This is a genomic window from Ruegeria faecimaris (assembly GCF_900182615.1).
GTDB lineage: Bacteria > Pseudomonadota > Alphaproteobacteria > Rhodobacterales > Rhodobacteraceae > Ruegeria > Ruegeria faecimaris.
In genome coordinates this window covers 128192-152369 of record NZ_FXTE01000002.1, presented here as the reverse complement: position 1 = coordinate 152369, position 24178 = coordinate 128192, and the positions used below count along the sequence as shown (strand labels likewise).

The 24178-nt window shown below is 57.9% G+C and carries 26 protein-coding genes; 15 read left to right on the top strand and 11 right to left on the bottom strand.

Annotation, left to right across the window (positions count from 1 at the left end):
• The first annotated feature begins 4 nt into the window (after positions 1-4).
• The 11 genes from sucC (at position 5) to lpdA (ending at position 11072) form a co-directional block, all read left to right on the top strand.
• Positions 5-1198 carry an ADP-forming succinate--CoA ligase subunit beta gene (sucC, locus tag FN806_RS07015; protein WP_142635476.1) on the top strand — a complete coding sequence of 398 codons (1194 nt, stop codon included), beginning with the start codon at positions 5-7 and terminating at the stop codon, positions 1196-1198.
• A gap of 214 nt (positions 1199-1412) precedes the next feature.
• On the top strand, positions 1413-1661 hold the full coding sequence (locus tag FN806_RS20570) for a hypothetical protein (protein WP_142635474.1): 249 nt from the start codon (positions 1413-1415) through the stop codon (positions 1659-1661).
• 72 nt (positions 1662-1733) lie between these two features.
• Entirely contained in the window at positions 1734-2615 is an 882-nt protein-coding gene (sucD, locus tag FN806_RS07005; RefSeq protein ID WP_142635472.1) for a succinate--CoA ligase subunit alpha, read from the top strand.
• Positions 2616-2819: 204 nt separating this feature from the next.
• On the top strand, positions 2820-3068 hold the full coding sequence (locus FN806_RS07000; RefSeq protein WP_142635470.1) for a hypothetical protein: 249 nt from the start codon (positions 2820-2822) through the stop codon (positions 3066-3068).
• A gap of 27 nt (positions 3069-3095) precedes the next feature.
• The gene (locus FN806_RS06995) at positions 3096-3638 is read left to right on the top strand and encodes a DUF805 domain-containing protein (protein WP_142635955.1); all 543 of its coding nucleotides are present in this window, start codon (positions 3096-3098) and stop codon (positions 3636-3638) included.
• A gap of 57 nt (positions 3639-3695) precedes the next feature.
• Positions 3696-4394, top strand: coding sequence for a sulfotransferase family 2 domain-containing protein (locus FN806_RS06990; protein WP_142635468.1), 699 nt, complete (start codon positions 3696-3698; stop codon positions 4392-4394).
• Between the two features lie 37 nt (positions 4395-4431).
• Positions 4432-7389: a 2-oxoglutarate dehydrogenase E1 component gene (locus FN806_RS06985; RefSeq protein ID WP_142635466.1), complete on the top strand. Its 2958-nt coding sequence runs from the start codon at positions 4432-4434 to the stop codon at positions 7387-7389.
• Positions 7390-7391: 2 nt separating this feature from the next.
• Complete coding sequence (gene odhB, locus FN806_RS06980) at positions 7392-8894, top strand: 2-oxoglutarate dehydrogenase complex dihydrolipoyllysine-residue succinyltransferase (protein WP_142635464.1); 1503 nt, start codon at positions 7392-7394, stop codon at positions 8892-8894.
• 2 nt (positions 8895-8896) lie between these two features.
• A complete protein-coding gene (locus FN806_RS06975; RefSeq protein WP_142635953.1) occupies positions 8897-9166 on the top strand; it encodes a hypothetical protein in 270 nt (89 codons plus the stop codon).
• A 43-nt stretch (positions 9167-9209) separates the two neighbouring features.
• Positions 9210-9599 (top strand): MAPEG family protein, encoded by a 390-nt coding sequence (locus tag FN806_RS06970; RefSeq protein WP_142635462.1) that lies wholly within the window; start codon positions 9210-9212, stop codon positions 9597-9599.
• 84 nt (positions 9600-9683) lie between these two features.
• The gene (lpdA, locus tag FN806_RS06965) at positions 9684-11072 is read left to right on the top strand and encodes a dihydrolipoyl dehydrogenase (RefSeq protein WP_142635460.1); all 1389 of its coding nucleotides are present in this window, start codon (positions 9684-9686) and stop codon (positions 11070-11072) included.
• A gap of 17 nt (positions 11073-11089) precedes the next feature.
• Here the strand turns inward: lpdA and FN806_RS06960 are convergent, their stop codons facing one another.
• Positions 11090-11668, bottom strand: coding sequence for a TetR/AcrR family transcriptional regulator (locus tag FN806_RS06960; protein ID WP_142635458.1), 579 nt, complete (start codon positions 11666-11668; stop codon positions 11090-11092).
• 99 nt (positions 11669-11767) lie between these two features.
• On the opposite strand from FN806_RS06960, the gene FN806_RS06955 reads away from it, so the two are divergent.
• Positions 11768-12361, top strand: a complete 594-nt coding sequence (locus FN806_RS06955; protein WP_142635456.1) for an NAD(P)H-dependent oxidoreductase — start codon at positions 11768-11770, stop codon at positions 12359-12361.
• A gap of 102 nt (positions 12362-12463) precedes the next feature.
• Here the strand turns inward: FN806_RS06955 and FN806_RS06950 are convergent, their stop codons facing one another.
• The 5 genes from FN806_RS06950 to FN806_RS06930 form a co-directional block, all read right to left on the bottom strand.
• A complete protein-coding gene (locus FN806_RS06950; RefSeq protein WP_142635454.1) occupies positions 12464-13516 on the bottom strand; it encodes a sterol desaturase family protein in 1053 nt (350 codons plus the stop codon).
• 91 nt (positions 13517-13607) lie between these two features.
• Positions 13608-14213 (bottom strand): pyridoxamine 5'-phosphate oxidase family protein, encoded by a 606-nt coding sequence (locus tag FN806_RS06945; RefSeq protein WP_142635452.1) that lies wholly within the window; start codon positions 14211-14213, stop codon positions 13608-13610.
• The gene (locus FN806_RS06940) at positions 14200-14940 is read right to left on the bottom strand and encodes a lysophospholipid acyltransferase family protein (RefSeq protein WP_142635450.1); all 741 of its coding nucleotides are present in this window, start codon (positions 14938-14940) and stop codon (positions 14200-14202) included. The genes FN806_RS06945 and FN806_RS06940 overlap by 14 nt, the downstream gene beginning before the upstream one ends.
• Positions 14940-15842, bottom strand: coding sequence for a cell division protein FtsX (locus tag FN806_RS06935; RefSeq protein ID WP_142635448.1), 903 nt, complete (start codon positions 15840-15842; stop codon positions 14940-14942). The genes FN806_RS06940 and FN806_RS06935 overlap by 1 nt, the downstream gene beginning before the upstream one ends.
• Positions 15839-16516, bottom strand: a complete 678-nt coding sequence (locus FN806_RS06930) for a cell division ATP-binding protein FtsE (RefSeq protein ID WP_142635446.1) — start codon at positions 16514-16516, stop codon at positions 15839-15841. Before FN806_RS06930 ends, FN806_RS06935 begins: the two co-directional genes overlap by 4 nt.
• A gap of 182 nt (positions 16517-16698) precedes the next feature.
• On the opposite strand from FN806_RS06930, the gene FN806_RS06925 reads away from it, so the two are divergent.
• Positions 16699-17433: a zinc-ribbon domain-containing protein gene (locus tag FN806_RS06925; protein ID WP_142635444.1), complete on the top strand. Its 735-nt coding sequence runs from the start codon at positions 16699-16701 to the stop codon at positions 17431-17433.
• Here FN806_RS06925 and FN806_RS06920 read toward each other — a convergent pair whose 3' ends face one another.
• The 5 genes from FN806_RS06920 to argH form a co-directional block, all read right to left on the bottom strand.
• Entirely contained in the window at positions 17434-19971 is a 2538-nt protein-coding gene (locus FN806_RS06920) for a TIGR02302 family protein (protein ID WP_246097182.1), read from the bottom strand. It abuts the gene before it with no gap.
• A 37-nt stretch (positions 19972-20008) separates the two neighbouring features.
• Positions 20009-21274, bottom strand: a complete 1266-nt coding sequence (lysA, locus tag FN806_RS06915) for a diaminopimelate decarboxylase (RefSeq protein ID WP_142635442.1) — start codon at positions 21272-21274, stop codon at positions 20009-20011.
• Between the two features lie 65 nt (positions 21275-21339).
• The gene (locus tag FN806_RS20415) at positions 21340-21495 is read right to left on the bottom strand and encodes a hypothetical protein (protein WP_185956656.1); all 156 of its coding nucleotides are present in this window, start codon (positions 21493-21495) and stop codon (positions 21340-21342) included.
• Between the two features lie 82 nt (positions 21496-21577).
• Positions 21578-21760, bottom strand: coding sequence for an argininosuccinate lyase (locus tag FN806_RS06910; RefSeq protein ID WP_142635440.1), 183 nt, complete (start codon positions 21758-21760; stop codon positions 21578-21580).
• The gene (gene argH, locus FN806_RS06905) at positions 21760-23148 is read right to left on the bottom strand and encodes an argininosuccinate lyase (protein ID WP_142635438.1); all 1389 of its coding nucleotides are present in this window, start codon (positions 23146-23148) and stop codon (positions 21760-21762) included. Before argH ends, FN806_RS06910 begins: the two co-directional genes overlap by 1 nt.
• Before the next feature lie 21 nt (positions 23149-23169).
• Here argH and FN806_RS06900 point away from each other — a divergent pair, with 21 nt between their 5' ends.
• Both FN806_RS06900 and FN806_RS06895 read left to right on the top strand, forming a co-directional pair.
• Positions 23170-23736 carry a TlpA disulfide reductase family protein gene (locus tag FN806_RS06900; RefSeq protein ID WP_142635436.1) on the top strand — a complete coding sequence of 189 codons (567 nt, stop codon included), beginning with the start codon at positions 23170-23172 and terminating at the stop codon, positions 23734-23736.
• Positions 23737-23802: 66 nt separating this feature from the next.
• Complete coding sequence (locus FN806_RS06895; RefSeq protein WP_142635434.1) at positions 23803-24168, top strand: hypothetical protein; 366 nt, start codon at positions 23803-23805, stop codon at positions 24166-24168.
• Positions 24169-24178 lie beyond the last annotated feature (10 nt).

Below are 24178 nucleotides of genomic sequence, written 5' to 3'. Positions count from 1 at the left end.
TTCGATGAACATTCACGAATATCAGGCCAAAGCGCTTCTTCGCAGCTATGGCGCCCCGGTTTCCGACGGTCGCGCGGTCCTGCGCGCCGAGGAAGCTAAAACCGCAGCCGGTGAGTTGGACGGACCTCTTTGGGTCGTCAAAGCGCAAATCCACGCGGGCGGCCGCGGCAAGGGGTCTTTCAAAGAATCCGATGCCGGGGAAAAAGGCGGTGTCCGTCTGACTAAGTCGGTTGAAGAGGCCGCGGAGGAAGCCAAAAAGATGCTAGGCCGCACACTGGTCACCCATCAGACCGGTCCTGCGGGCAAACAGGTCAACCGCATCTATATCGAGGCCGGTTCCGGCATCGAACGCGAACTGTACCTGGCCCTGCTGGTAGACCGCCAGACCAGCCGCATCTCATTCGTCTGCTCGACCGAAGGCGGCATGGATATCGAAGAGGTGGCCGCAGCCACGCCTGAGAAAATCTTGTCCTTCTCGGTTGACCCAGCCACCGGTTATCAGGCCTATCACGGCCGCCGCATCGCCTTCTCGCTGGGCCTGGAGGGCGCGCAGGTCAAACAGTGCGTCAAACTGATGAGCCAGCTGTACGCTGCCTTCGTCGAGAAGGACATGGAAATGCTGGAGATCAACCCGCTGATCGTCTCCGACAGCGGCGACCTCAAGGTGCTGGACGCCAAGGTCAGTTTTGACGGCAACGCGATGTATCGCCACCCGGATGTTTCAGAACTGCGCGACACGACCGAGGAAGACCCCAAGGAACTGGAAGCCAGCAAATACGACCTGAACTATATCGCACTGGATGGTGAGATTGGGTGCATGGTCAACGGTGCCGGTCTGGCCATGGCGACGATGGACATCATCAAGCTGTATGGGGCCGAACCTGCCAACTTCCTCGACGTCGGCGGCGGCGCCACCAAAGAGAAAGTCACCGAAGCGTTCAAGATCATCACCTCGGACCCGCAAGTCAAAGGCATTCTGGTCAACATCTTCGGCGGTATCATGCGCTGTGACGTCATCGCCGAGGGCGTTGTCGCCGCGGTGAAAGAGGTCGGTCTGCAGGTTCCGCTAGTCGTGCGTCTGGAAGGCACGAACGTTGAGAAGGGCAAAGAGATCATCAACACCTCTGGCCTGGACGTAATCGCGGCGGACAACCTGAAAGACGGTGCCGAGAAGATCGTGAAGGCGGTTAAGGGGTAAATTCGTGGGTCTTTTCAGTAAGCCACTGTTGTTTGCAGGCGCACTGCTTATCTTGGCCGCCTGTCAAACAACAACTGAGAGCACGTCGCCGTCGAACCCGCCAGAAATCAAGCGGTCATCAAACGCGGGTCCAGGCGCCAATCCGGTCTCGGCCGGACAAGCTACGGCGTATTTCCGCGCGCTGTGTGGTCAGGCAGAATTGGGACGCAGTGCTTTGGAAGACGCAGCGGCGGCAAATGGATTTGTCCAGAACTCGAAAACAACGACATACTTTCATCAGAAACAAGATCTTTCGGTCAAACTGACCGATACTGCCTGCTCAATTGTGTTTGTGTCCAACGAAAATCCATCAACGGTCAATGGGACTTTTAACGCTTTGCAAAGCGACTTGGGTCCGATCAGCATCCGGGACGTGGGTGTAATCGGCGGCGAACACTACTTCAGCGCACGGATCAAAGTTTGAATGGGCGTGAGCCTACAACCAATACCTTAAGGGTCACCTGACCCATCAATGGTAAAAATAGGAGAACGCCAAATGGCAGTCCTCATCGACGAAAATACCAAAGTGATCTGTCAGGGCTTTACCGGCTCGCAGGGCACATTCCACTCTGAACAGGCCATCGCCTATGGCACCAAGATGGTCGGCGGCGTGACCCCCGGCAAAGGCGGGATGACCCACCTTGACCTGCCCGTGTTCAACTCGGTCCACGAGGCCAAGCACGTGACCGAAGCCAACGCATCGGTGATCTATGTGCCGCCGCCGTTTGCGGCGGACTCGATCCTCGAAGCGATTGATGCCGAGATGGAAGTGATCGTCTGCATCACCGAAGGCATCCCGGTTCTGGACATGATGAAGGTCAAGCGCGCTCTGGAAGGCTCAAGCTCGCGCCTGATCGGTCCGAACTGCCCCGGTGTGATCACGCCTGACGCCTGCAAGATCGGCATCATGCCCGGCCACATCCACAAGCGCGGCTCGGTCGGCGTTGTGTCGCGGTCTGGCACCCTGACCTATGAGGCCGTCAAGCAGACCACTGATGTGGGTCTGGGTCAGTCCACCTGTGTGGGCATCGGCGGCGACCCGATCAAAGGGACCGAGCATATCGACGTGCTGGAATGGTTCCTGGCCGATGACGAGACTCACTCGATCATCATGATCGGTGAGATCGGTGGCTCGGCCGAAGAAGAAGCCGCGCAGTTCCTGGCGGATGAGGCCAAGAAGGGCCGCTCGAAACCCACCGCCGGCTTTATCGCAGGCCGCACGGCCCCTCCGGGCCGCCGCATGGGCCACGCGGGCGCGATTGTTGCCGGTGGCAAAGGCGGAGCCGAGGACAAGATCGAAGCCATGCGCGCAGCCGGTATCGTCGTGGCCGAAAGCCCGGCGCAGCTGGGTGAGGCTGTGCTGGAAGCGATCGGGTGAGCTGTGACTCCCTGTTGCCCATATGAGCTGAGGGCGGCGCCCAACTGCGGGTGGGTGCGAAGCACCTGCCCGTCAATTCTTTGGTTTGCCTTCGGCAAAACGGGGTGGACGGACGCTGCCCGGCGATGCCGCTGGGCAGGACTCGTTGTAGCGGTCGCCTGCTTAGGTAACCTAGCCAGCGCCGAAGCATCTAGTGAAGCACCGATGGATCAATTCATCGTTCGCGCCATTCCTGGCGTCACAGGTGGCTCGACAAAAACATTGGGCGATGACCGCATCTCATTTACTTATTTGAGCATTCGTGTCGACGATGAAGAGTTGCAAGCAGCTGCCGATTTTTGGTGCTCGCAATTTGAAGGATCCGCTAGACTTGTTTCCGATACTTCGGTCGGCAGCTCACTTCTGCTATTTGAACGCCGCCAGTCAGTTTTCGACTGCCCGGTCCAAAATTAGGGGCAAGGCATGAGCCAAACAACAACCATGACCTTCTCTGACGCCATCCGCACCTGCTTCGCCAAGTTCTTCACCTTCTCGGGTCGCGCCTCGCGGTCTGAATACTGGTTCTTTTTCCTGTTCATCATGATCTGGAGCATCATCGCCGGGATTATCGACGCGCAGTTCTTCACTCAAGTCGCTGTGACTGAAACCGAGACGTCCAGATCCGTGTCCGTCACGTCTTCGCAGCCTGTGCAGGGTATTGTTGGTCTAATCGTGTTCTTCCCGCATCTGGCCGTCGCCTGGCGGCGGATGCATGATACCGGGCGCAGCGGGCTGTATGCGCTACTGCCGATCCTGCTGTTCTTTGGCGCCGGGGCTGTACTGGTCTTTGGCATCGGTCTCGCCTCGCATTTCCAGCATGGTGGCAATCTGGACATCCTCTTCACCCGCGCCACGCTGTTGATCGTCATTCCGACATTTATCGTTCTGTTTGTGTCGCCCCTCCTGGTCCTATGGTGGCTGACCCGCCCCAGCCAGCCAGGCACCAACCAATACGGTCCCAATCCTTCAGAGGTCCCTCAATGAACCTGCTGAGCGTAAACTCTATACAAGCGGCCCCTGTGGCCAGAAAGGCCATCTGACATGGTTTTGGTTTGCCATGAGCACAAATTCATCTATCTCAAGACGACGAAGACTGCGGGAACCTCTACCGAGATAGCGCTTCAGCCTTTATGCGAAGAACCCGGTCTTCCGCGGCTTGAAAATGGGCAAATCCGCGTATCGAAATACGGTATTGTCGGTGCTCGTGGGAAAACTGCAAGTTTGGTCCGGCCGAAATGGCAATTCTGGCGCAAATACGCATGGCGCAACCATATGCCTGCGAAACAGGTTCGAGCCAATCTTGGGGCAAAGACCTTTGATTCCTATACAAAGATCGCGAACGTACGAAATCCTTTCGATCGTGCTGTATCCGACTACCACTTTCGGAAGCATCAGCAAGGATTGCCCTCGGAAGACCCGCAGACCGAAATTGCTCAGTTCAAAGAGTTCATCCGGTCAAAGGCCTGGGGCAATAACTGGGAGATAGTCTCGATCAACAACAAGCTGATCGTGGACAAGTTCGTCCGCAAGGAAAACCTGCAGTCAGATCTGAAAGAGATTTATCGCTCTTTTGGGCTGCCGGAAGACAGCTTTGAATTGCCGCACGAAAAGTCGATGGCCGAACGACGAAAAGGCATTCCGGTGCCCGATTATTTCGACGCAGATACGATAGATATCGTTCGACGAAGAATGACTTGGGTATTCGAGGCCGGAAACTACCCCGAAGATCCGCAAAACTAAATCCTACCAAATCCGAAATCGCATTTGAGGTCCTACAATGACCGAACATACGCCCAACTCTGCCTTCCACGCCTCAAGCTTTATGCAGGGGCATAATGCCGAATATCTGGAGCAGCTCTACGCCCAGTATACCAAGAACCCCGGCGCGGTGGATGCCGCCTGGGCCGAGTTCTTCAAGGCCATGGGCGACGCCTCGCCTGATGTCCAGCGCGAGGCCGAGGGGCCTTCGTGGGCGCGGTCCGACTGGCCGCCGATGCCGACGGATGATCTGACCGGTGCGTTGACTGGCGAATGGGCCGAGATCGACGCCAAGGCGGCGGGTAAGAAGATCAAGGAAAAAGCCGCCGACAAAGGTGTTGCCGTCAGCGAAGACCAGATTAAGCGCGCTGTTCTGGACAGTCTGCGGGCGCTGATGCTGATCCGGGCCTATCGTATTCGGGGTCATCTGGCCGCCGATCTGGACCCGTTGGGCATGCGGGCTGCCAGCACGCATCCGGAATTGGACCCCAAGACTTATGGGTTTACCGATGCCGATATGGATCGCCCGATCTTTATCGACAACGTACTGGGCCTGCAGATGGCCAGCATGCGCCAGATCGTCGAGATCGTGAAACGCACCTATTGCGGCACCTTCGCGCTGCAATACATGCATATTTCGAACCCGGAAGAGGCTGCCTGGCTGAAGGAACGGATCGAAGGCTATGGCAAGGAAATCGCGTTCACCAAAGAGGGCCGCAAGGCCATCCTGAACAAGATGGTCGAGGCCGAAGGGTTCGAAAAGTTCCTGCACGTGAAATACATGGGCACCAAGCGCTTTGGTCTGGACGGCGGCGAAGCATTGATCCCCGCGATGGAACAGATCATCAAACGCGGCGGGGCCCTAGGCCTAAGCGATATTGTCATCGGCATGCCACACCGCGGACGTCTGAACATTCTAGCGAATGTAATGGCCAAGCCATACCGCGCCATCTTTAACGAATTCCAGGGGGGCAGCTTCAAGCCTGAGGACGTGGATGGCTCGGGCGATGTAAAATACCACCTAGGCGCCTCAAGCGACCGCGAATTTGACGGCAACAGCGTACACCTGTCATTGACCGCTAACCCAAGCCACCTTGAGGCGGTGAACCCTGTTGTTCTGGGCAAGGTCCGCGCCAAGCAGGATCAGTTGAACGACACCGACCGGACCAGAGTCATGGCCATTCTACTACATGGCGATGCGGCCTTTGCCGGTCAGGGTGTCGTTGCCGAAGGATTCGGCCTGTCCGGCCTGCGCGGTCACAGGACCGGCGGCACCATGCATATCGTGGTGAACAACCAGATCGGCTTTACAACCGCACCGCATTTCTCGCGCTCCAGCCCTTATCCCACGGATATCGCACTGATGGTTGAAGCCCCGATCTTCCACGTGAATGGCGACGACCCCGAGGCGGTGGTACACGCAGCCAAGGTTGCGACCGAGTTTCGCCAGAAGTTCCACAAGGACGTGGTTCTGGATATATTCTGCTATCGCCGGTTCGGGCATAACGAGGGCGACGAGCCCATGTTCACCAACCCGATCATGTACAAGAAGATCAAGACCCATAAGACCACGCTGTCACTATACACGGAACGGCTGGTCAAGGACGGGTTGATCCCCGAAGGCGAGATCGAAGATATGAAAGCCGCCTTCCAGGCCCATCTGAATGATGAGTTCGAAGCCGGCAAAGACTATAAGCCCAACAAGGCCGACTGGCTGGACGGGCGTTGGGCGCATCTGGATAAGAACAAAGACGAATATGTTCGCGGCGATACTGCGATTGCACCAGAAACCCTGGCCGAAGTTGGCGCATCGCTAACCCGGGCCCCCGAGGGATTTGCACTCCATAAAACTGTCGGCCGCCTGCTGGACCACAAAAAGCAGATGTTCGAAACCGGCAAAGGCTTTGACTGGGCCACGGGTGAGGCGCTGGCCTTTGGGTCATTGCTGACCGAAGGCTATCCAGTTCGCCTGTCGGGACAGGACGCAACGCGCGGTACGTTCAGCCAGCGCCATTCCGGCTTTATCAATCAGGAAACTGAAGAGCGGTACTATCCACTGAACAACATCCGGGCTGGTCAATCACAATATGAGGTGATCGACTCGATGCTGTCGGAATACGCGGTTCTGGGCTTTGAATACGGCTTTTCCCTGGCTGAACCCAACGCTCTGACCCTGTGGGAGGCGCAATTCGGCGATTTCGCCAACGGTGCGCAGATCATGTTCGATCAGTTCATCAGCTCGGGCGAAAGCAAATGGCTGCGCATGTCCGGTCTGGTGACCCTGCTGCCGCACGGGTTCGAAGGGCAAGGGCCTGAACACTCGTCCTCGCGTCTGGAACGTTTTCTGCAGATGTGTGGTCAGGACAACTGGATCGTAGCCAACTGCACGACGCCTGCGAACTACTTCCACATCCTGCGCCGTCAGCTGCACAGAACCTTCCGCAAGCCGCTGATCCTGGTGACGCCGAAATCGCTGTTGCGCCACAAGCTGGCGATCAGCACGGCCGAGGATTTCACCACCGGCTCCAGCTTCCACCGGGTGCTGTGGGACGACGCGCAAAAGGGTAACTCGGACACAACCCTGGTCAAGGATGACAAAATCAAACGGGTCGTGATGTGTTCCGGCAAGGTCTATTTCGACCTGCTGGAAGAGCGTGACGCGCGCGGCATCGACGATGTCTATCTGATGCGGATCGAACAGTACTATCCGTTCCCCGCGCATTCGCTGATCAATGAACTGGAACGGTTCAAGGGAGCCGAAATCATCTGGTGTCAGGAAGAGCCCAAGAACCAGGGGGCGTGGTCCTTTATCGAACCCAATATCGAATGGGTCCTGACCCGGATCGGCGCCAAGAATACCCGCCCGGTCTATGTCGGCCGCGCCACCTCGGCCTCGCCTGCAACGGGTCTGGCCAGCCAACATAAAGCCCAACAAGAAGCGCTGGTGAACGAAGCGCTGAGCATTGAAGGAAAGTAATGATGTCCATTGAAGTTCGTGTTCCCACGCTGGGCGAATCCGTTACCGAAGCCACCGTTGCCACCTGGTTCAAGAAACCCGGTGATGCAGTCGCGGTCGATGAAATGCTGTGCGAGCTTGAAACCGACAAGGTCACGGTCGAGGTCCCCTCGCCCGCCGCTGGCGTGATGGGTGAGGTTGTCGCCGCCGAAGGCGAAACCGTAGGCGTCAATGCCATGTTGGCAACAATCGTCGCCGGAGAAGGTGCCGCCCCCGCCCCAGCCGCCGCACCTGCGGCTGCCGCAGCACCGGCAGCCTCGGGCGGCAGCGTTGATGTGATGGTGCCCACGCTGGGCGAATCCGTGACCGAAGCGACGGTCTCGACCTGGTTCAAACAGGTCGGTGACAGCGTCGCACAGGACGAGATGCTGTGTGAGCTGGAAACCGACAAGGTCTCGGTCGAGGTTCCCGCCCCTGCGGCGGGTGTTCTGGCAGAAATCGTTGCCCCTGAAGGCGCAACTGTAGACGCCGCAGCCAAGCTGGCGGTGATCTCGGGTTCAGCAGCAGGGGCGGCCGCCGCTCCGGTCGTAGCCGCTCCGGCGAGCGGCGGGGATTCCGTTGGTGGCAAGGACGTCGCCAATGCGCCTTCGGCCCAAAAAGCCATGGCCGAGGCTGGCCTGTCCGCTGATCAGGTCACCGGCACCGGTCGCGACGGTCGTATCATGAAAGAAGACGTAGCCAAGGCAGTCGCCGCCCCGGCGGCCGCAGCGGCGGCACCTGCACCAGCGGCCCAAGCACCACGCGCACCAGTTGCCGCACAGGATGCCAGCCGCGAGGAACGCGTGCGCATGACCCGTCTGCGCCAGACCATCGCCAAGCGCCTGAAAGACAGCCAGAACACCGCCGCCATGCTGACCACCTATAACGAGGTGGACATGACAGAGGTGATGGCCCTGCGTAACCAGTACAAGGACCAGTTCGAGAAGAAGCACGGCGTCCGTCTGGGCTTTATGTCCTTCTTCACCAAGGCCTGCTGTCATGCACTGAAAGAAGTGCCCGAAGTGAATGCCGAGATTGATGGCACCGACATTGTCTATAAGAACTTTGTGCATATGGGTGTCGCCGCAGGCACGCCGACCGGTCTTGTTGTTCCGGTCATCCGTGATGCAGATTCGATGTCATTTGCCGCGATCGAAAAGGCAATCGCCGAAAAGGGCAGGCGCGCCCGTGACGGCAAGCTGAGCATGGAAGAGATGCAGGGCGGCACCTTCACCATTTCGAACGGCGGCGTCTATGGCTCGCTGATGTCCTCGCCGATTCTGAACCCGCCGCAGTCGGGTATTCTTGGTATGCACAAGATTCAGGACCGTCCGATGGCCATCAACGGTGAGGTCAAGATCCGCCCGATGATGTATCTGGCTCTGTCCTATGACCACCGGATCGTGGACGGCAAAGGTGCTGTGACCTTCCTAGTGCGCGTGAAAGAGGCACTGGAAGATCCACGCCGCTTGCTGATGGATCTATGACCATGGCAACTCATGTTCTCTGGCAGGCTGACGTTGCTGATTTTGATGTCTGGCTGAAAGTGTTTCGCGAAGACAAGCCAATGCGGGAGGCCGCGGGTATCCGCGACCTCCACATCTGGAAAGACCCCGATCAGCGTGATCATGCCGTTGCAATGTTTGAGGTGGTTGATCTTGAAAAGGCCCTGAGTTTCTTTGATTCCGAGGAATTGGCCATGCATCACGAACGTGGCGGGATCGCGCATATTCAGGTGAAGCTTCTGACGCCAGTTTAAACCGATTTATCGCATCCGTTCCTAGTGCGAGGAAACAAACTGAATGACCACGGAATTGACCGTCTTGTCGCTGGCAGCCCTTCTTTGGGTCGCTCAATTTGTCGCCTATTTGATCTCTGGCCACGGTAAGGTCGATGTGCTGCACGCGTTGGGACCTCGTGATACCCCGTTTGACAAACCTGCTGCAATGGGACGTCTGCACCGTGCACTTAGCAACCATTCCGAAGGGTTGGTTTTGTTCTCTATCGCATCTTTGGTCATTACGACCTCGGGGCAATCCAGCGCTTTTACTGCCGCCTGTAGTTGGGTCTACCTGATCGCACGCGCTTCCTATGTTCCGGCCTATGCATTTGGCTGGACACCATGGCGTACGGTGATCTGGATGATCGGGCTGCTGGCGACCACTGCAATGCTGTTGGCAGCTGTGTTTTGATTCGAGCTGCCGCATAGATTATTCAATGGGGGTGCATTGCGCGGACAAGCGCATCCGACCCCACCAAATACAAGGACCGGACAAATGGCAAACTATGACGTCATCGTAATCGGAGCAGGCCCCGGCGGCTATGTCTGCGCCATCCGCTGCGCGCAGCTGGGGTTGAAAACCGCCGTGGTCGAAGGGCGTGAGACGCTGGGCGGCACTTGCCTCAACGTGGGCTGCATTCCGTCCAAGGCGCTGTTGCATGCCAGCCATCAGCTGCACGAGGCCGAACATAACTTTGCCAAGATGGGCCTCAAGGGCAAAAGCCCTTCGGTCGATTGGAAGCAGATGCAGGCCTATAAGGACGAAGTCATTGACGGCAACACCAAGGGCATCGAATTCCTGTTCAAGAAGAACAAGATCGACTGGCTGAAAGGCTGGGGTTCGATCCCGGCCGCTGGGCAGGTCAAGGTGGGTGACGAGGTGCATGAAGCCAAGAACATCATCATCGCGTCCGGGTCCGAGCCATCCGCGCTGCCCGGTGTCGAAGTGGACGAAAAGGTTGTCGTGACCTCGACCGGTGCGTTGGCGCTGGGAAAAATCCCGAAAAAAATGGTCGTCATCGGCGCAGGTGTGATCGGGCTTGAACTGGGCTCGGTCTACAGCCGTCTGGGCGCCGAAGTGACAGTTATCGAATTCCTCAAGGAAATCACCCCGGGCATGGACCCTGAGGTTCAGAAAACCTTCCAGCGCATCCTCAAGAAACAGGGCCTGAACTTTGTCATGGGTGCTGCGGTGCAAAAGACCGAAGCCACCAAGACCAAGGCCAAGGTAACTTATAAGCTGCTGAAGGATGACAGCGAGCATGTGATTGACGCCGATACCGTCCTTGTCGCTACTGGGCGCAAACCGTTCTCGGATGGTTTGGGGCTGGACGCTTTGGGTGTTGAAATGACACCCCGCGGTCAGATCAAGGTAGGCGCCGATTGGCAGACCAACGTCCCCGGCATCTACGCCATCGGCGACGTGACCGAAGGCCCGATGCTGGCGCATAAGGCCGAAGACGAAGGCATGGCCGCTGCCGAACAGATTGCGGGCAAGCATGGGCATGTGAACTATGGCGTCATTCCGGGCGTGATCTACACCTGGCCCGAGGTCGCCAATGTCGGCGAGACCGAGGCGACGCTCAAGGAACAGGGCCGTGCCTATAAGGTCGGAAAGTTCATGTTCATGGGCAATGGCCGCGCCAAGGCGAACTTTGCCTCGGATGGTTTCGTCAAGATTCTGGCAGACAAGGAAACCGACCGCATTCTGGGCGCGCATATCATTGGCCCGGCTGCGGGTGATTTGATTCACGAGGTCTGCGTGGCGATGGAATTCGGCGCCTCGGCCGAAGATCTGGCGCTGACCTGTCACGCGCATCCGACATATTCCGAAGCGGTGCGTGAGGCGGCCCTGGCCTGCGGTGACGGGCCAATTCACAGCTAAAAAAAGGACCCCGGTGACTAGGTCGCCGGGGTCAACCATGCATCGAGATAGACCCTCAACCGGTCGGTAAAACCGGTCGAGGCGTGCAAGGCGCAGAACTTAAGGGACATGGCCTGAATGGCAAAGGCCTGAACACCTTCGGCCAACAGCTCGGTCGGAATGTCCTGTCGGACATCCGCAGCGTCAAGCCACATCATCACCACACGAAAGTAGCGCTCAAAGCAATATGCGATCGGTCCGATATCGGCGATAGCCGTCGCCCCCGAATATCTTATCAACAAGTCAAAGACATACCGTTCGGATGTCATGAAGCTGTGAACCGGCTGCAGGGCGGTCATGATATCATTCACCGATTTGGGCGCTGTCCCAGCCTCGGCCTGATCGAGGCAGGCATTCAGCCGATCTGCGATCAGAAGCTCCATCAAGGCATCCTTGTCGCGAAAATGCGCGAAGAACGTCCCTTTGGCGACGCCAGCGCTCTGGACGACCTCTTCTACCCTCAGCGCCTCGTATCCGCTGTTTTCAATGAGCGCCTCGGCAGCCGCCAAAAGCCGGGCCCGAGTTTTGAGAGTTCGTTTCTGGGGTGGTTTTTGCATATGGTTAGCTCGCATGTTTTTTGACCATGGTCAAATTTTTATTGACCGCGGTCACTTTCCGATTCTATAAGTGACCACGGTCATTTTCAGGAGAGCCCCATGCAACCGAAGAAAATACTTGTCCTCGACGGACACCCCGCCGATAGCAGCCTGTCGCGGACCTTTGCCGAAACTTATGCCGACGCCGCCCGAGGCAAGGGACATGACGTGCGTCTGGTCCATCTAAGCGAGATGCAGTTCGACTTTGATTTTGGCCAGGGCAATTATCACGATTTCAAACCGCTAGAACCGGTTCTTGAGCAGGTATTGCAAGATTTCGAATGGAGCGAGCACCTGGTCTTGACCACGCCAATGTGGTGGGGCGGATTGCCCGCAAAGCTCAAAGGTCTGATCGACCGGATGTTCATCCCCGGACGCACCTTTGACACGCGAAACACCACTAAGATTGGATTGCCCGCCCCGATGCTGAGCGGACGCACCGCGCGCGTCATTCTGACATCAGATACGCCGGGTTGGTTCATGCGCCTGATCTATCGCCAGGCCCTGATCCGCCAGGTACGCGATCAGATATTGGGATTTGTTGGCTTCAAGCCGACCCGGTTCACCTATTTTGCCGGGGCAAGTTATCCCAAACCGGGTCACGTGGACCGCTGGGTCAGCAAGATCGCCAAGATCGGAGCCGCCGCGGCTTGAGGGCGTTTGCGTCACTATGCCCAGCCGAAACCACCGCCAAGGCGTTGGCGGACACAGGCGATCAGCGGATCACGTCAGGCCGGCAACCACCTCAGATGCTCGCTATTTGACCGAATGGCGACTGGCGGCATCTGCATCGGGCGCTTGGTAAGACGATGGGCGCCGTTTCTTTTTCAGAATACGCCACGCATCTCTGAACGGCAGGAAATAGAGCTTCATGCAGGTGTCCATCTCGTGACCCTTGTCCTTCTCGGTCACGCCGAATTTCACGTCCCTGTTATCCTCGGGCATGATGTAGGTGCCGAACAACACATCCCAGAACGGAAACATGAAGGCGAAGTTTTTGTCCAGATGGTCCGGGTGGCAACTGTGATGCACGTGGTGATGCGCAGGCGAGGGAAAAACTTTCGACCACACACCCGGCCAACGCAACCAGATATGGGAATGTCGCAGATTATAGCCTCCGACATTGAACAAGAACATCAGCACCGGCACGCCCAGCAATGCCGGCATGTTCGGCTGGTACCCTAACAGTCGAAACGCAAACCCGGTTACTGCGCCGGCACCAAACCCAATCGCAACATTGTAGAGGATATTGTCTATCGGATGTTCGCGAAAATTCGACAACGGGTGCATCACCTCGGCGCTGTGATGAACTTTGTGAAATTGCCACAACAGCGGGACCTTGTGCTGCAGGTAATGGGCTGCGTAGCCGATGAAATCCATAATCAGGAATAGAATGAGCATGTAGGTGAAGGTAGCCAAAGCCCCCAACCAGCCAACCAAGGGCTCTGCCCGGGGTGAGTTATTGGGGTCAAGCCCACCGCTTGCCCATTGATAGGACAAGGCGGCTGATCCGGCCAGCAGACCCAATATCAGGAAATGCCCGATCAGTTTGTGGAAAAAGAAATAGCGGATATCGAGCCATGCAGAAGGATGGTTCCAGACCTTGCGGGGAAACAGGAACCCCAGAAAGCTGCTCTCTCCGTCTACATGTGACGCGTTTCTGCGCTTCACGGCATAGATGGCGAAGGCAATCAGCAGAGAACTGCCGACATAGACATAGAAAATCCGGTTCGTGGGATCCAAAGGAGACGTAAACACATAGCGGGCGTGGTTCAGGAAAGAATCCCAAACTGAACTAAGCTGCTCCATTGACGGCTCCTGTATTCTGTATTTGCCTCACGGTTATCTACTTACTTACCCGTGTGACGATTCTTTGACCAAACCTTGATAAGTAAACAGGCTACCACATCGTTTTTGCGGCGCGTTGCCCCCAGGCCTCATCATATTGCGTGCCACCTTCCTCGCCGTCTGACGCTTCGGCCAGGATTTCACCCATTGTCGGCAATATGGCGGCTTCGTCCCCGCTGCTCCAAGTCCGCGCACGCATCAGCGCACGGGCACACTGAGTGTAGACCTCTGTAATGTCGATGACGATCACGGTGGCCGGAAGCCTGCCTTGTTTTTCGAACCGGGTTCGAAGGTCTTGGTCCGCTGTCAGTCGGGCCGACCCGTTGACGCGCACAACATTGTTCGACCCTGGGACCATGAACATCAAGGACACACGCGGATCGCGCACGATATTGCGCAAGCTGTCCAGCCGGTTGTTTCCGCGCCAGTCGGGCATCGCCAATGTCTTTGGATCCAGTTCCAGAACCACCGGACCATCATCGCCACGTGGGCTGCCATCGACCCCTTCGGGCCCAACCGTACTGAGTACGCATAGCCGCGAAGCCATGACCCATTGCCGGTACAGAGGCGTCAACCGGTGCGCTACTTTACGCAATGATGGGGCGCCCGGTGCGCCGTAATGCCCCGCAAGCGATTCGGTATCGTCAATGAACTGCATCAGGATCAAACCCCACTTCTGTCATCAAAGCGTTCGAGCGCGTCTCGATCACATCTTCCAATCGGTCCAGAAAGCGCGCACGTTCGACGCCGGGTTCTATCGGATCAAGGAAGTCGACGATCGCAAGGCCGGGTTTGCGCATCACGCCGCTGCGGGGCCAGAACACTCCGGCATTTGTTGCAACAGGTACGCAAGGGATTCCCAAGCCTTCGTACAGGACGGCAGTTCCAACCTTATACGGTTTGTGAACGCCGGGCGCGACACGGGTGCCCTGCGGATAGATCACCAACTGGCCAGGTTCTGTAAATTCCTTCGCCACATCCTGGACCATCTTGGCCACAGCAGCGCCCTTCTTGCCGCGATTGACCGGGATGCACCCCAGACGGCTGGCGTAAAGCCCAATGACTGGCGTCCACAGCAATTCGCGCTTCATAATGAACTTGCCATGAGGAATCGCGCTAAAGATCATGATGATATCGAGGAAAGACTGGTGTTTGGCCCCGATGACCACCTCGTCCACTGGCACAGTCCCGCGAACTTCGCATCGAATACCAACCATCCAACGCGCCAGCCACATGGTTGTGCGCGCATAGGTCTTGCATGCATGTAACGCTCCGCGCTTTGCAAACATGGCGTAAGGAGCAAACACGAGGCCAAGGACCAGCATCCACATGTAGATCACGATCATGAAGACAAGTGAGCGGATCCATTGAATTGGAGTGGCCATTACGAAAGCTCCTTCAATTTGCGGTTTGCCGCAGTCCAAGTGGCTAGAAAGGCCACCGCAGCACCCAGTACCGGGATGAGGGCTGGCAACAGCCACCCTGCCCCCTGAAAGCCCAGGCCCGTCAGAAAACCGCCCTCGTCCGACGATGCCTCGGGCAGCAACAACACACCTGTCATTCCGAACAGCACACCAACCATCGCACCAAAAAATGCGCGGTAAGTGAAGCGGCGAACAAACGCATTGGCAATAAATCGATCCCGGGCCCCGACAAGACGCAGCACTTCGATAATCTGCGCGTTGGCTGCCAGCGACGCATTGGCCGCCAATGTGATCATGGCGGCGGTCGCTCCGCCAATCAGAAGGATTGAGACCCAGCCAAGCCTCCGGAGCGAGCGGGCCGCATCAACCAAAGGTTCGCGCCAGCGCGAGTGGTCGTCCAGTACGGCTCCGGGCACCTCGGCCCCAAGACGCAGGCGCAATCCTGCTGCATCCAGACCTGGCTCACCTTCGAAAATTTCGATCAACTGCGGCACGGGCAGCGTGTCCAGTGGCAAATCCGGGCCAAACCAAGGCGACAACAGCGCAATCTGCTCCTCGATAGTCAACGCCCGGGCAGAGGCGACACCGGGTGTTTGCGACAGCACCGTCAGCGCGGTTTCAGTCTGGGCGGCCATCTGGTCGGCCGGGGCATTGATCCGCACCGTGGCAGCACCGGCAAGTTCGCTTGCCCAGCGGTCTGCCACTCGCCCCGACGCCAATGACAGAGCCAGCGCGAACACCGCAAGAAAGCCCATCGCACCGGACACGAACAGTGTGAGATGTGCAGTATAGCCAGTGGGCGGAACAACTCGGTCGGCACGACCATCACGTTTCAACAGGTTGCGGAAAGTTTCCACGTTCATAGATCCGCCCCCGCCAGTTGAATTTGGCGCTGCGAGATGCGCAAAACACGCGCCTGCACCTGGCTTTTCGCCGCACGGATCAGGCTAAGATCATGGGTCGCAATCAAGACTGTCTTGCCCATCTTGTTCAACTCGACCAGCAGGCGCAAAAGTCGCTGAGACATTTCCCAATCCACATTGCCCGTCGGCTCATCGGCCAGCACGACATCCGGCGACAGCATCACCGCACGGGCCAGCGCCGCACGCTGGCGTTCACCGCCTGACAGCTCTGGTGGCAGCGCGTCAAGACGCGCACCCAGCCCGACCCAGTTTAACAGATCTGACAGATCTGTTTGCTCGGCAATTTCCGCCTTACCGGATACCATCAACGGCAAAGCGACATTCTCGGCCAAAGTCATGTGATCCAGAAACCGGCAATCCTGATGCACCACACCAATCCGGCGGCGCATCAGGGCCATCTGATCGCGGTTAAGGCGGGCGATATCCTGATCGAACACGCTCAGCCTTCCCGATGTGGGCAGCAATGCGCCATAGCAGAGCTTTAACAGGGTTGTTTTGCCAGCACCGGACGGCCCGGTCAGGAAATGAAACGACCCCGGTTGAAGCTTAAGCGATACGTCGCTCAGCAATTCACCTCCACCATAGGTGTAGCTGACATGGTCCAGCTCGATCACGGGGGCCCCCAATTTTTGTGCCGCTCTTCTTGCCCCAGCGCGGTTCAGGTTTCAATGCCCGTACCGGGTCCAAATGGTGACACTTGGCCCGCGAAACCGAAAACGCGCTTTGCTGTTTGGTTCTAACGGAATATCATTCTTAAAAAAACTATTATCAGGCCAACCCCCGGCCCGGAGGCAGCATGCGTCTTACTTGTCCCAACTGCAGTGCCCAATACGAGGTGCCAGACGAGGTCATTCCAGAGGAAGGCCGCGATGTTCAGTGTTCGAATTGCGAGAAAACGTGGTTCCAGGCCAAACATCCGGCGGATCCAGCCGTTGAGCAACCTGCAGATGAAACGACTGCCGAGGATAAGGCAGTTCCACCGGCGGAGTCAGAAACCGCCGACCAGACCGAGCCCGAGCCCGAAACCCCACCAAAGGATGGTGCGCCGGTCAGCAATGTGGATCCTTCGGTCGCCGATATTCTGAAGGAAGAAGCCGCACGTGAAGCCGAATTGCGGGCCCAGGAAGGTAGCAGTCTTGAAAGCCAGCCTGATCTTGCTCTTGATCCACCTTCCGAGCCGGAACCAGACCCCGAACAGGCGGTCAAGGAACTGACAGCTACAGAAACCGCTAAAGATTCCGGGCAAGGTGACGCCCTGCCCGATGTCGAGACGATCAATTCTGGGTTCCGCGGCGACGCCTCTGCAGATGCACCCGAGGTATCAGCGCCTGCGCCCCGCAAATCCGGTGGCTTTCTGCGTGGGTTCGCTCTGATCTTGATACTTGGTGTGATCCTGTTCCTGATCTACGGCAATGCTCCGCAAATCAGTGAGGCTGTTCCTCAGGCGGATGCAGTTCTCAAACCTTATGTGTCTTTGGTGGATCAAGCCCGGCTTTGGCTGGATACCCAGGCTGGCGCTTCTCAGAACTGATCAGAACCGTTCAAGCAGGCGCTTGAGATATTCCAATTCAATCTCGGGACGTTCGGATTCACCGGTCCGGCGGCGAATTTCGTCCAGCAACTCGCGGGCCCGGCGATAAACGTCCTCACCCTGCAGCAGGCTCTCATCGGTTGACATCGACCCGTTTGCCCCAGGGTTGCGGCCCAGCGGATCGCGGTTGTTGGCTTGCATATCACCTTCCTGGCTGCCTTGACCTGGTTGATTCTGCTGGTTCTGGGCCAAGGCCTCACCTAACGAGCGCATCCCTTCCCGCAGCGCATCCATCGCTTCGGACTGGTTGTCGATAGCATCAGCCAGCTCGTCATTCCGCAGAGCCTGCTCAGCCTCATCCATGGCGCGGCCAGCGCGCCCAAGCGCATCACGGGCGGCTTCGCCTTCCGGGGTACCGGCACCGGGCAGGTTTTGTTGCTGGCGGCCCAGCTCATCGCGCAGGGCCTGTTGACGATCGGCCAGCGAACCCTGACCCTGCTGACCTTCATCAGCCTGGTCCGCACCCTGCCCCTGTCCGCCCTGGCCTTCGTGGCTCTGACCACGGCCCTGACCGCCATTGCGGCCCTGATTGCCCTGGTTTTCACCAGTCTGCGCACCGGGATTGAACTGCTCTTGCAGATCGCGGAAAGCCTGATCGCTCAGCCCCTGTTGATCGCGCAATGTCTCTGCCAAACCCTCCATTGCCTGTTGGCCTTCGGATTGCTGACCTTGACCCTGACCTTGCGTGACGCGCATGTTCTCCATCATCTGCTGGAATTCCTCCAGCGCCTGCTGCGCCTCGGCCATACGGCCCTGCTCCATCAGATCCTGAATTCGATCCATCATCCGTTGCAGATCATCCTGCGTCATTTGCAAGGATTCACCGTCTTGCCCCTGCTGACCTTCTTCGCCGTTCTGCTCTGCCAACCGCTGTAACTGTTGCAGATAGTCCTGGGTGGCCTCGCGCAGCTCTTGCATCAGCTCAGCGATCTCTTCGTCGCTTGCCCCGTTCTGCATCGCCTCCGTCAGGCGCTCCTGCGCCCGGCGCATCCGCTCAAGAGCGTCGGCAAGCGTACCGTCCTCGATCAATACGGCCAGCTTCCATAGTGAGGCCGCGATTTCTTCCTGCTGCGTCGGCTTCAACCCGTATTCGGTAAATGTCTCAAGCCGCCGAAGTGTCACCCGCAGGCGTAAATAGGCCGTATCCGAGCGGAACAGGTCCTCGGGCAGGTACGATACCGCCCGCAGAATCTGAGATACCCGTTTCGCGTTGTCCCGTGACCACAGCAGATCGCGCCGCTGTTCAACGATCGCAGCCGCCAGCGGATCAAAGAACCGACGCGCCGGAAGTGCTGTTGTATAGGGTTCAGACTGCCCTTGCTGATCGGCAGCATCACGCGCCATCAAAGTGATCTTTACTGGCAGATGCGCCCAGGGATGTTGTGAGAAATCCTCGATCAGATTCTCGGTGAAATCGGCCCGGTCGCCTGTAATGGGCATCGGTAACTCAACCTCGATCACCTCACGCGGTTCTGGATTCGCCATCAGACCATAGCGGCGATCAATTGCATCCAGATCCAGTTCGATCAGGGCAGAGCCTGCTATCACACCGTAATCATCTTTGGCCGCAAAGGGCAGTTTCATCTGGCCGCCTGCTTCGGATTTGGCAACGTCCGACACGGTGATCTGCGGAGACGTATCTGCGATCACTTCCAACGCCCAATCGCGTCCGGAAGGCCCGTCTATCGTCATTCGGCCCGAACGTTCGACGACAAATTCCTGTTCAGGGTCGGTGACCGCTTCCGTGCCCAGCGGTGTCGAGGTTTCGGTCAAGCTGTGCGCACCGACCTCGCCGTAGAATCGCAATGTGATGCGGCTGCCTTGCGGGACCGAAAGTGTCGGGGCGGATTGATCTGCCAGATAGAGCGTTGGCAAGCCGGTATAGCGTGGCGGCTCGACCCAGCCTTCCCAACTTGGTCCCTGACCGGCAACAGCTGCACCCGGTGTCATCTCTGTCACGGATCCTATGCGCCAAAATGAGCCGAAAAGCACAGCAATCACCAGCGCCAGCAAAGCTATGAACCTCAGAGCATAGGGGTCGCGGTCGGCCAGTCGGAGATCCGGCTTTACCGGCGCAGCCTGTGCGGCACGTTCCGCCATACGCGCCTGATGAGCCCGCCACAGGGCCACAGAATCAGCATCCATCGCGCCGATGGCCTGTTCATCCATCAGAGCCTGGATAGGACGCCCTGGCAGGGTCTCATCCATCCGGATCAACGCTTCGTTTCGTGTTGGGAAACGGAACCGCCGCGCGCCGTGGATCAGTGCAACCAACAACCCAAACAACGCCGCCGACCCCGCGACCCAAACGGTTTCCACCCCGACATGGTCCTGCAGTCCGAGCATCAGCGCAGCCAACAGCGCCATGGAAATTGAGAAAAACGGCCAGAAAGACCGCCAAACCTGCTCGCTTAGCATCCCCACCTGCGTTAGCAGCAAAGACAATCTGGGGATCGGCAAGGTTTCTCTTGCGGTCAAGTCGGGCCTCCGTTCACCGGCCCGCGCGTCTATTGCGTCAGAGCCACTCGGGTATGGTATCGCGGTTTATGATTTCGTCAAAGCTCGGACGTTCACGAATTACGGCAAATTGATCTCCGTGCACCAGAACTTCGGGTATCAGGGGCCGCGTGTTGTATTCGCTGGACATGACCGCGCCATAGGCCCCTGCGCTGCGAAAGGCGACCAGATCACCAGCACCCAGTGGCGGCATCTGCCGTTGCTTGGCAAATGTATCGCCGCTTTCGCAAACCGGACCGACGATATCATAGGGTTGCTGTTCCGTGCCCGGCACGGGTTCGATCACCGGTACGATATCGTGATAGGCTTCGTACATGGCCGGGCGGATCAGGTCGTTCATGGCACCGTCGAGGATCAGGAAATCCCGGCCCTCGCCGGATTTCACATAGATCACTTTGCTGACCATCAAACCAGCATTACCGGCAATCAGGCGGCCCGGCTCTATTTCGATTTCGCATCCCAGATGACCCAGAGTGTCTTTGATCAGCGCACCGTATTCCAAAGGCAGCGGCGGCGCGTCGTTCGAGCGCGCATAAGGAATGCCCAACCCCCCACCCAGATCAAGGCGGCGAATATTGTGGCCCTCACTGCGCAGCGTCTCGGTCAGCTCAGCAACCTTCTGATAGGCCAATGCAAAAGGCTCCAGCTCGGTCAGTTGCGAGCCGATATGGACGTCGATGCCAATGACCTTCAGCCCGGGCAGGCTGGCAGCGTGGGCATAGACTTCTGACGCACGGGCGATCGGAATGCCGAATTTATTCTCGGATTTTCCGGTGGCTATTTTGGCGTGGGTCTTGGCGTCCACATCCGGATTTACTCTAACGGTGATCGGAGCAACGACGCCCAAATCAAGCGCAACGGCGTTGATCACCTCCATCTCGGGTTCGGATTCCACGTTGAACTGACGAATGCCACCGGTCAGAGCAGTGCGAATTTCTTCGGCTGTTTTGCCAACGCCCGAAAACACGATCTTATCGCCGGGCACTCCGGCAGCTTTGGCCCGCAGGTATTCCCCACCCGAAACAACGTCCATCCCCGCGCCTGCCTCGGCCAGCGTCTTCAGGATCGCCTGATTGCTGGCGGCCTTCATCGCATAACATACGAGGTGGTCGGTCCCGTCCAACGCCTCATCGAACAGCTGGAAATGACGCAGCAGCGTCGCCGTCGAATAGACGTAAAAGGGTGTCCCAACCGCAGCTGCGATTTCGGAGATCGGGACATCCTCGGCGTAAAGCGCGCCGTCGCGGTAAAGAAAGTGATCCATAAAGACGCGCTTAGACCAGAATGCCCCAGCGGATCAATGGATTCTACGCAAACAGGGGTGTCGCGTCATTCAATATGCGAAACGCCGACCCGCCCATATCCGGATATCGAAATTCCAGATCCGCCGGATTGGGGTTCGGGATCGGGTCGCGGTTTATAGGATGGGTCGCAAGCCGCAAGAATGGCGAGGCCAAAGAACAGGCCTAAAATCTTCATATTCATTTCTTTTTCCAAGGTTTACGGCCAAGCGCCATTGATCGGTCTGAAATGGGAACTGAGTGCTGAAACTGCAACTCGGGAAACACTACCGCCCGAGAAAAACGCTCAGGGGGCCGCGTTGCAGGCCAACGCCGCCCCCGACATAGGCGCCGCTGGTGCCGACGCCGATATTGGCGCTCATCGTTGGTTGGATCGGTTCGCCATCCGCACCGCATCCGGCCAGGGTTACCCCTGCCAGCATCAACAGAGCCGCAGTCAGAATTCGCATTACACCAACGCCTTCCATCGCTTGACCTGAGCCCGCACCTGATCCGGTGCCGTGCCGCCGTAAGACTGGCGCGAGTTTACCGAATTTTGCACCGTAAGGACAGAAAAGACGTCATCGGTGATCTCCGCATGCACTGTTTGCATATCCGCAAGCGTCAGGTCCGGCAGATCGCAGCCCTTGCTCTCGGCCATCGCAACCAGCGATCCGGTGACGTGATGGGCATCGCGGAACGGCAGGCCCAGAACGCGCACCAGCCAGTCGGCCAGATCAGTCGCGGTCGAAAAACCCGACCCTGCAGCCGCAGCCAGGCTGTCGCGGTTGGCGGTCATGTCCTTGACCATGCCCTCCATCGCCGCCAGCGCCAGCATCCAGTTGTCGGCAGCATCAAAGACCTGTTCCTTGTCTTCCTGCATGTCCTTGGAATAAGCCAGCGGCAGGCCTTTCATCACCATCATCAGTGCGGTGTTGGCGCCATAGATGCGCCCCACTTTGGCACGGATTAGTTCCGCTGCATCAGGGTTCTTTTTCTGCGGCATGATCGACGAGCCGGTCGAGAACCGGTCAGACAGGGTGACAAACCGAAACTGGGCCGAGGACCAGATCACCAGTTCCTCGGCAAAGCGCGACAGATGGACGGCGCAGATCGAGGCGGTCGACAGGAACTCCAGCGCAAAATCGCGGTCGCTGACGGCGTCCAGCGAATTGGCGGCGGGGCGGTCAAAACCCAAGGCTTCCGCCGTCATGTGCCGGTCGATGGGGAAGGAAGTGCCGGCCAGCGCGGCGGCCCCCAGAGGGGATTCGTTCATCCGCGCGCGGGCATCGCGGACGCGGGACAGGTCGCGGCCAAACATCTCGACATAGGCCATCATGTGATGACCCCATGTCACCGGCTGCGCCACCTGCAGATGGGTAAAGCCAGGCATGACCCAATCAGCGCCAGCCTCAGCCTGCGCCAAAAGCGCGCGGATCAGGGCCAGCAGGCCGGATTCGGCCGCATCAAACTGATCGCGGACCCATAGTTTGAAATCGGTCGCCACCTGATCATTGCGAGACCGGCCTGTGTGCAAACGGCCTGCGGGTTCGCCAATCACCTCTTTCAGGCGCGCCTCGACATTCATGTGGATGTCTTCCAACGCGGTCGAGAACTGAAATTCTCCGTTCTGGATTTCTGACAAAACGGTGAGCAGCCCTTCCCGAATAGCCTGCGCATCACTATCAGTAATAACACCTGTGGCAGCCAGCATGGCGGCATGGGCACGCGAGCCTGCAATGTCCTGGGCTGCCATCCGCTGATCGAACCCGATCGAGGCGTTGATCGCCTCCATGATCGCGTCTGGACCGGCGGCAAAGCGGCCGCCCCACATCTGGTTCGAAGATTGATCGGTCATGTAAGAAAACCCGGAGTTGATATGCGCCTATTTCGTCTGATCCCCCTTTATATGGCCCTTGCGCTAGGTGCAAACGCGGCTTTGGCCACAGATGCGGAAACTCTGGGTCCGCTGCGCGAAGGCACCCTGAAGCGGTTGATCCTGCACAAAGAGCCCAAACCGCACACCTTGGTCGAATTTCAGTTGGAAGATGACGGTGGCACCGCAACGCTTGCCGACTATCAGGGCAAATACGTCCTGCTGAACTTTTGGGCCACATGGTGCGCACCGTGCCGCAAGGAAATGCCTCAGATCGCCGAGTTGCAGGCGGAATTCGGGGGTGACAAATTCGAAGTCCTGACATTGGCCACCGGGCGCAACTCACCTGCGGGGATCAAGAAGTTTTTCGAGGAAAACAACATCGAGAACCTGCCGCGCCATCAAGATCCAGGCTCGGCTGTGGCACGTGAGTTCGGTGTCATTGCCCTGCCAATCACGGTCATTCTTGACCCCGATGGCAATGAAATCGCCCGCCTGATCGGGGATGCCGAGTGGAATTCAGACAGTGCCAAGGCGATTATTGCGGCACTGGTCGCGGAAGAAAGCTAAGGTCGTTTTCCTGAAGTCCTGAATTTATGATAGCCTCCCCGTCGTTGTAACGAGGAGGCTTTCTTTATGAAGAACGTATTCACTCTGGCCATTGCTGCCTGTCTGGTTTTGGGCTCGGCATTGGTTGCCGAGGCCAAAGACATCAAGAAAGAACAAGATTTTCTGAATGCTGTCGCCGGTAAGAAACTGGTGGATGGCGGCACCTGGGTGCTTATTTCACCCGACGGGAAGATTTCCGGGCAAACCAGCGACAAGGTCAAATTCTCGGGCGCATGGGCCTGGAACAAAAGGTTTTGGTGCCGAACGCTTGTTGTTGGCGGAAATCAGATCCCGCAGGATTGCCAGAAAGTAACGTTAGAAGGGAACCAGGTTACCTTTACCCGCAACAAGGGCAAGGGTGATTCCGGGGGGACCTATACGATTACCAACTGACCTCTTTACA

What these genes read in the sequence shown, in the direction of transcription:
- sucC (WP_142635476.1), top strand. Translation starts at nt 5, where the DNA reads ATGAACATTCACGAATATCAGGCCAAAGCGCTTCTTCGCAGCTATGGC.
- sucD (WP_142635472.1), top strand. Translation starts at nt 1,734, where the DNA reads ATGGCAGTCCTCATCGACGAAAATACCAAAGTGATCTGTCAGGGCTTT.
- FN806_RS07000 (WP_142635470.1), top strand. Translation starts at nt 2,820, where the DNA reads ATGGATCAATTCATCGTTCGCGCCATTCCTGGCGTCACAGGTGGCTCG.
- FN806_RS06995 (WP_142635955.1), top strand. Translation starts at nt 3,096, where the DNA reads ATGACCTTCTCTGACGCCATCCGCACCTGCTTCGCCAAGTTCTTCACC.
- FN806_RS06990 (WP_142635468.1), top strand. Translation starts at nt 3,696, where the DNA reads ATGGTTTTGGTTTGCCATGAGCACAAATTCATCTATCTCAAGACGACG.
- FN806_RS06985 (WP_142635466.1), top strand. Translation starts at nt 4,432, where the DNA reads ATGACCGAACATACGCCCAACTCTGCCTTCCACGCCTCAAGCTTTATG.
- odhB (WP_142635464.1), top strand. Translation starts at nt 7,392, where the DNA reads ATGTCCATTGAAGTTCGTGTTCCCACGCTGGGCGAATCCGTTACCGAA.
- FN806_RS06975 (WP_142635953.1), top strand. Translation starts at nt 8,897, where the DNA reads ATGGCAACTCATGTTCTCTGGCAGGCTGACGTTGCTGATTTTGATGTC.
- FN806_RS06970 (WP_142635462.1), top strand. Translation starts at nt 9,210, where the DNA reads ATGACCACGGAATTGACCGTCTTGTCGCTGGCAGCCCTTCTTTGGGTC.
- lpdA (WP_142635460.1), top strand. Translation starts at nt 9,684, where the DNA reads ATGGCAAACTATGACGTCATCGTAATCGGAGCAGGCCCCGGCGGCTAT.
- FN806_RS06960 (WP_142635458.1), bottom strand. Translation starts at nt 11,668, where the DNA reads ATGCAAAAACCACCCCAGAAACGAACTCTCAAAACTCGGGCCCGGCTT.
- FN806_RS06955 (WP_142635456.1), top strand. Translation starts at nt 11,768, where the DNA reads ATGCAACCGAAGAAAATACTTGTCCTCGACGGACACCCCGCCGATAGC.
- FN806_RS06950 (WP_142635454.1), bottom strand. Translation starts at nt 13,516, where the DNA reads ATGGAGCAGCTTAGTTCAGTTTGGGATTCTTTCCTGAACCACGCCCGC.
- FN806_RS06945 (WP_142635452.1), bottom strand. Translation starts at nt 14,213, where the DNA reads ATGCAGTTCATTGACGATACCGAATCGCTTGCGGGGCATTACGGCGCA.
- FN806_RS06940 (WP_142635450.1), bottom strand. Translation starts at nt 14,940, where the DNA reads ATGGCCACTCCAATTCAATGGATCCGCTCACTTGTCTTCATGATCGTG.
- FN806_RS06935 (WP_142635448.1), bottom strand. Translation starts at nt 15,842, where the DNA reads ATGAACGTGGAAACTTTCCGCAACCTGTTGAAACGTGATGGTCGTGCC.
- FN806_RS06925 (WP_142635444.1), top strand. Translation starts at nt 16,699, where the DNA reads ATGCGTCTTACTTGTCCCAACTGCAGTGCCCAATACGAGGTGCCAGAC.
- lysA (WP_142635442.1), bottom strand. Translation starts at nt 21,274, where the DNA reads ATGGATCACTTTCTTTACCGCGACGGCGCGCTTTACGCCGAGGATGTC.
- FN806_RS20415 (WP_185956656.1), bottom strand. Translation starts at nt 21,495, where the DNA reads ATGAATATGAAGATTTTAGGCCTGTTCTTTGGCCTCGCCATTCTTGCG.
- FN806_RS06910 (WP_142635440.1), bottom strand. Translation starts at nt 21,760, where the DNA reads ATGCGAATTCTGACTGCGGCTCTGTTGATGCTGGCAGGGGTAACCCTG.
- argH (WP_142635438.1), bottom strand. Translation starts at nt 23,148, where the DNA reads ATGACCGATCAATCTTCGAACCAGATGTGGGGCGGCCGCTTTGCCGCC.
- FN806_RS06900 (WP_142635436.1), top strand. Translation starts at nt 23,170, where the DNA reads ATGCGCCTATTTCGTCTGATCCCCCTTTATATGGCCCTTGCGCTAGGT.
- FN806_RS06895 (WP_142635434.1), top strand. Translation starts at nt 23,803, where the DNA reads ATGAAGAACGTATTCACTCTGGCCATTGCTGCCTGTCTGGTTTTGGGC.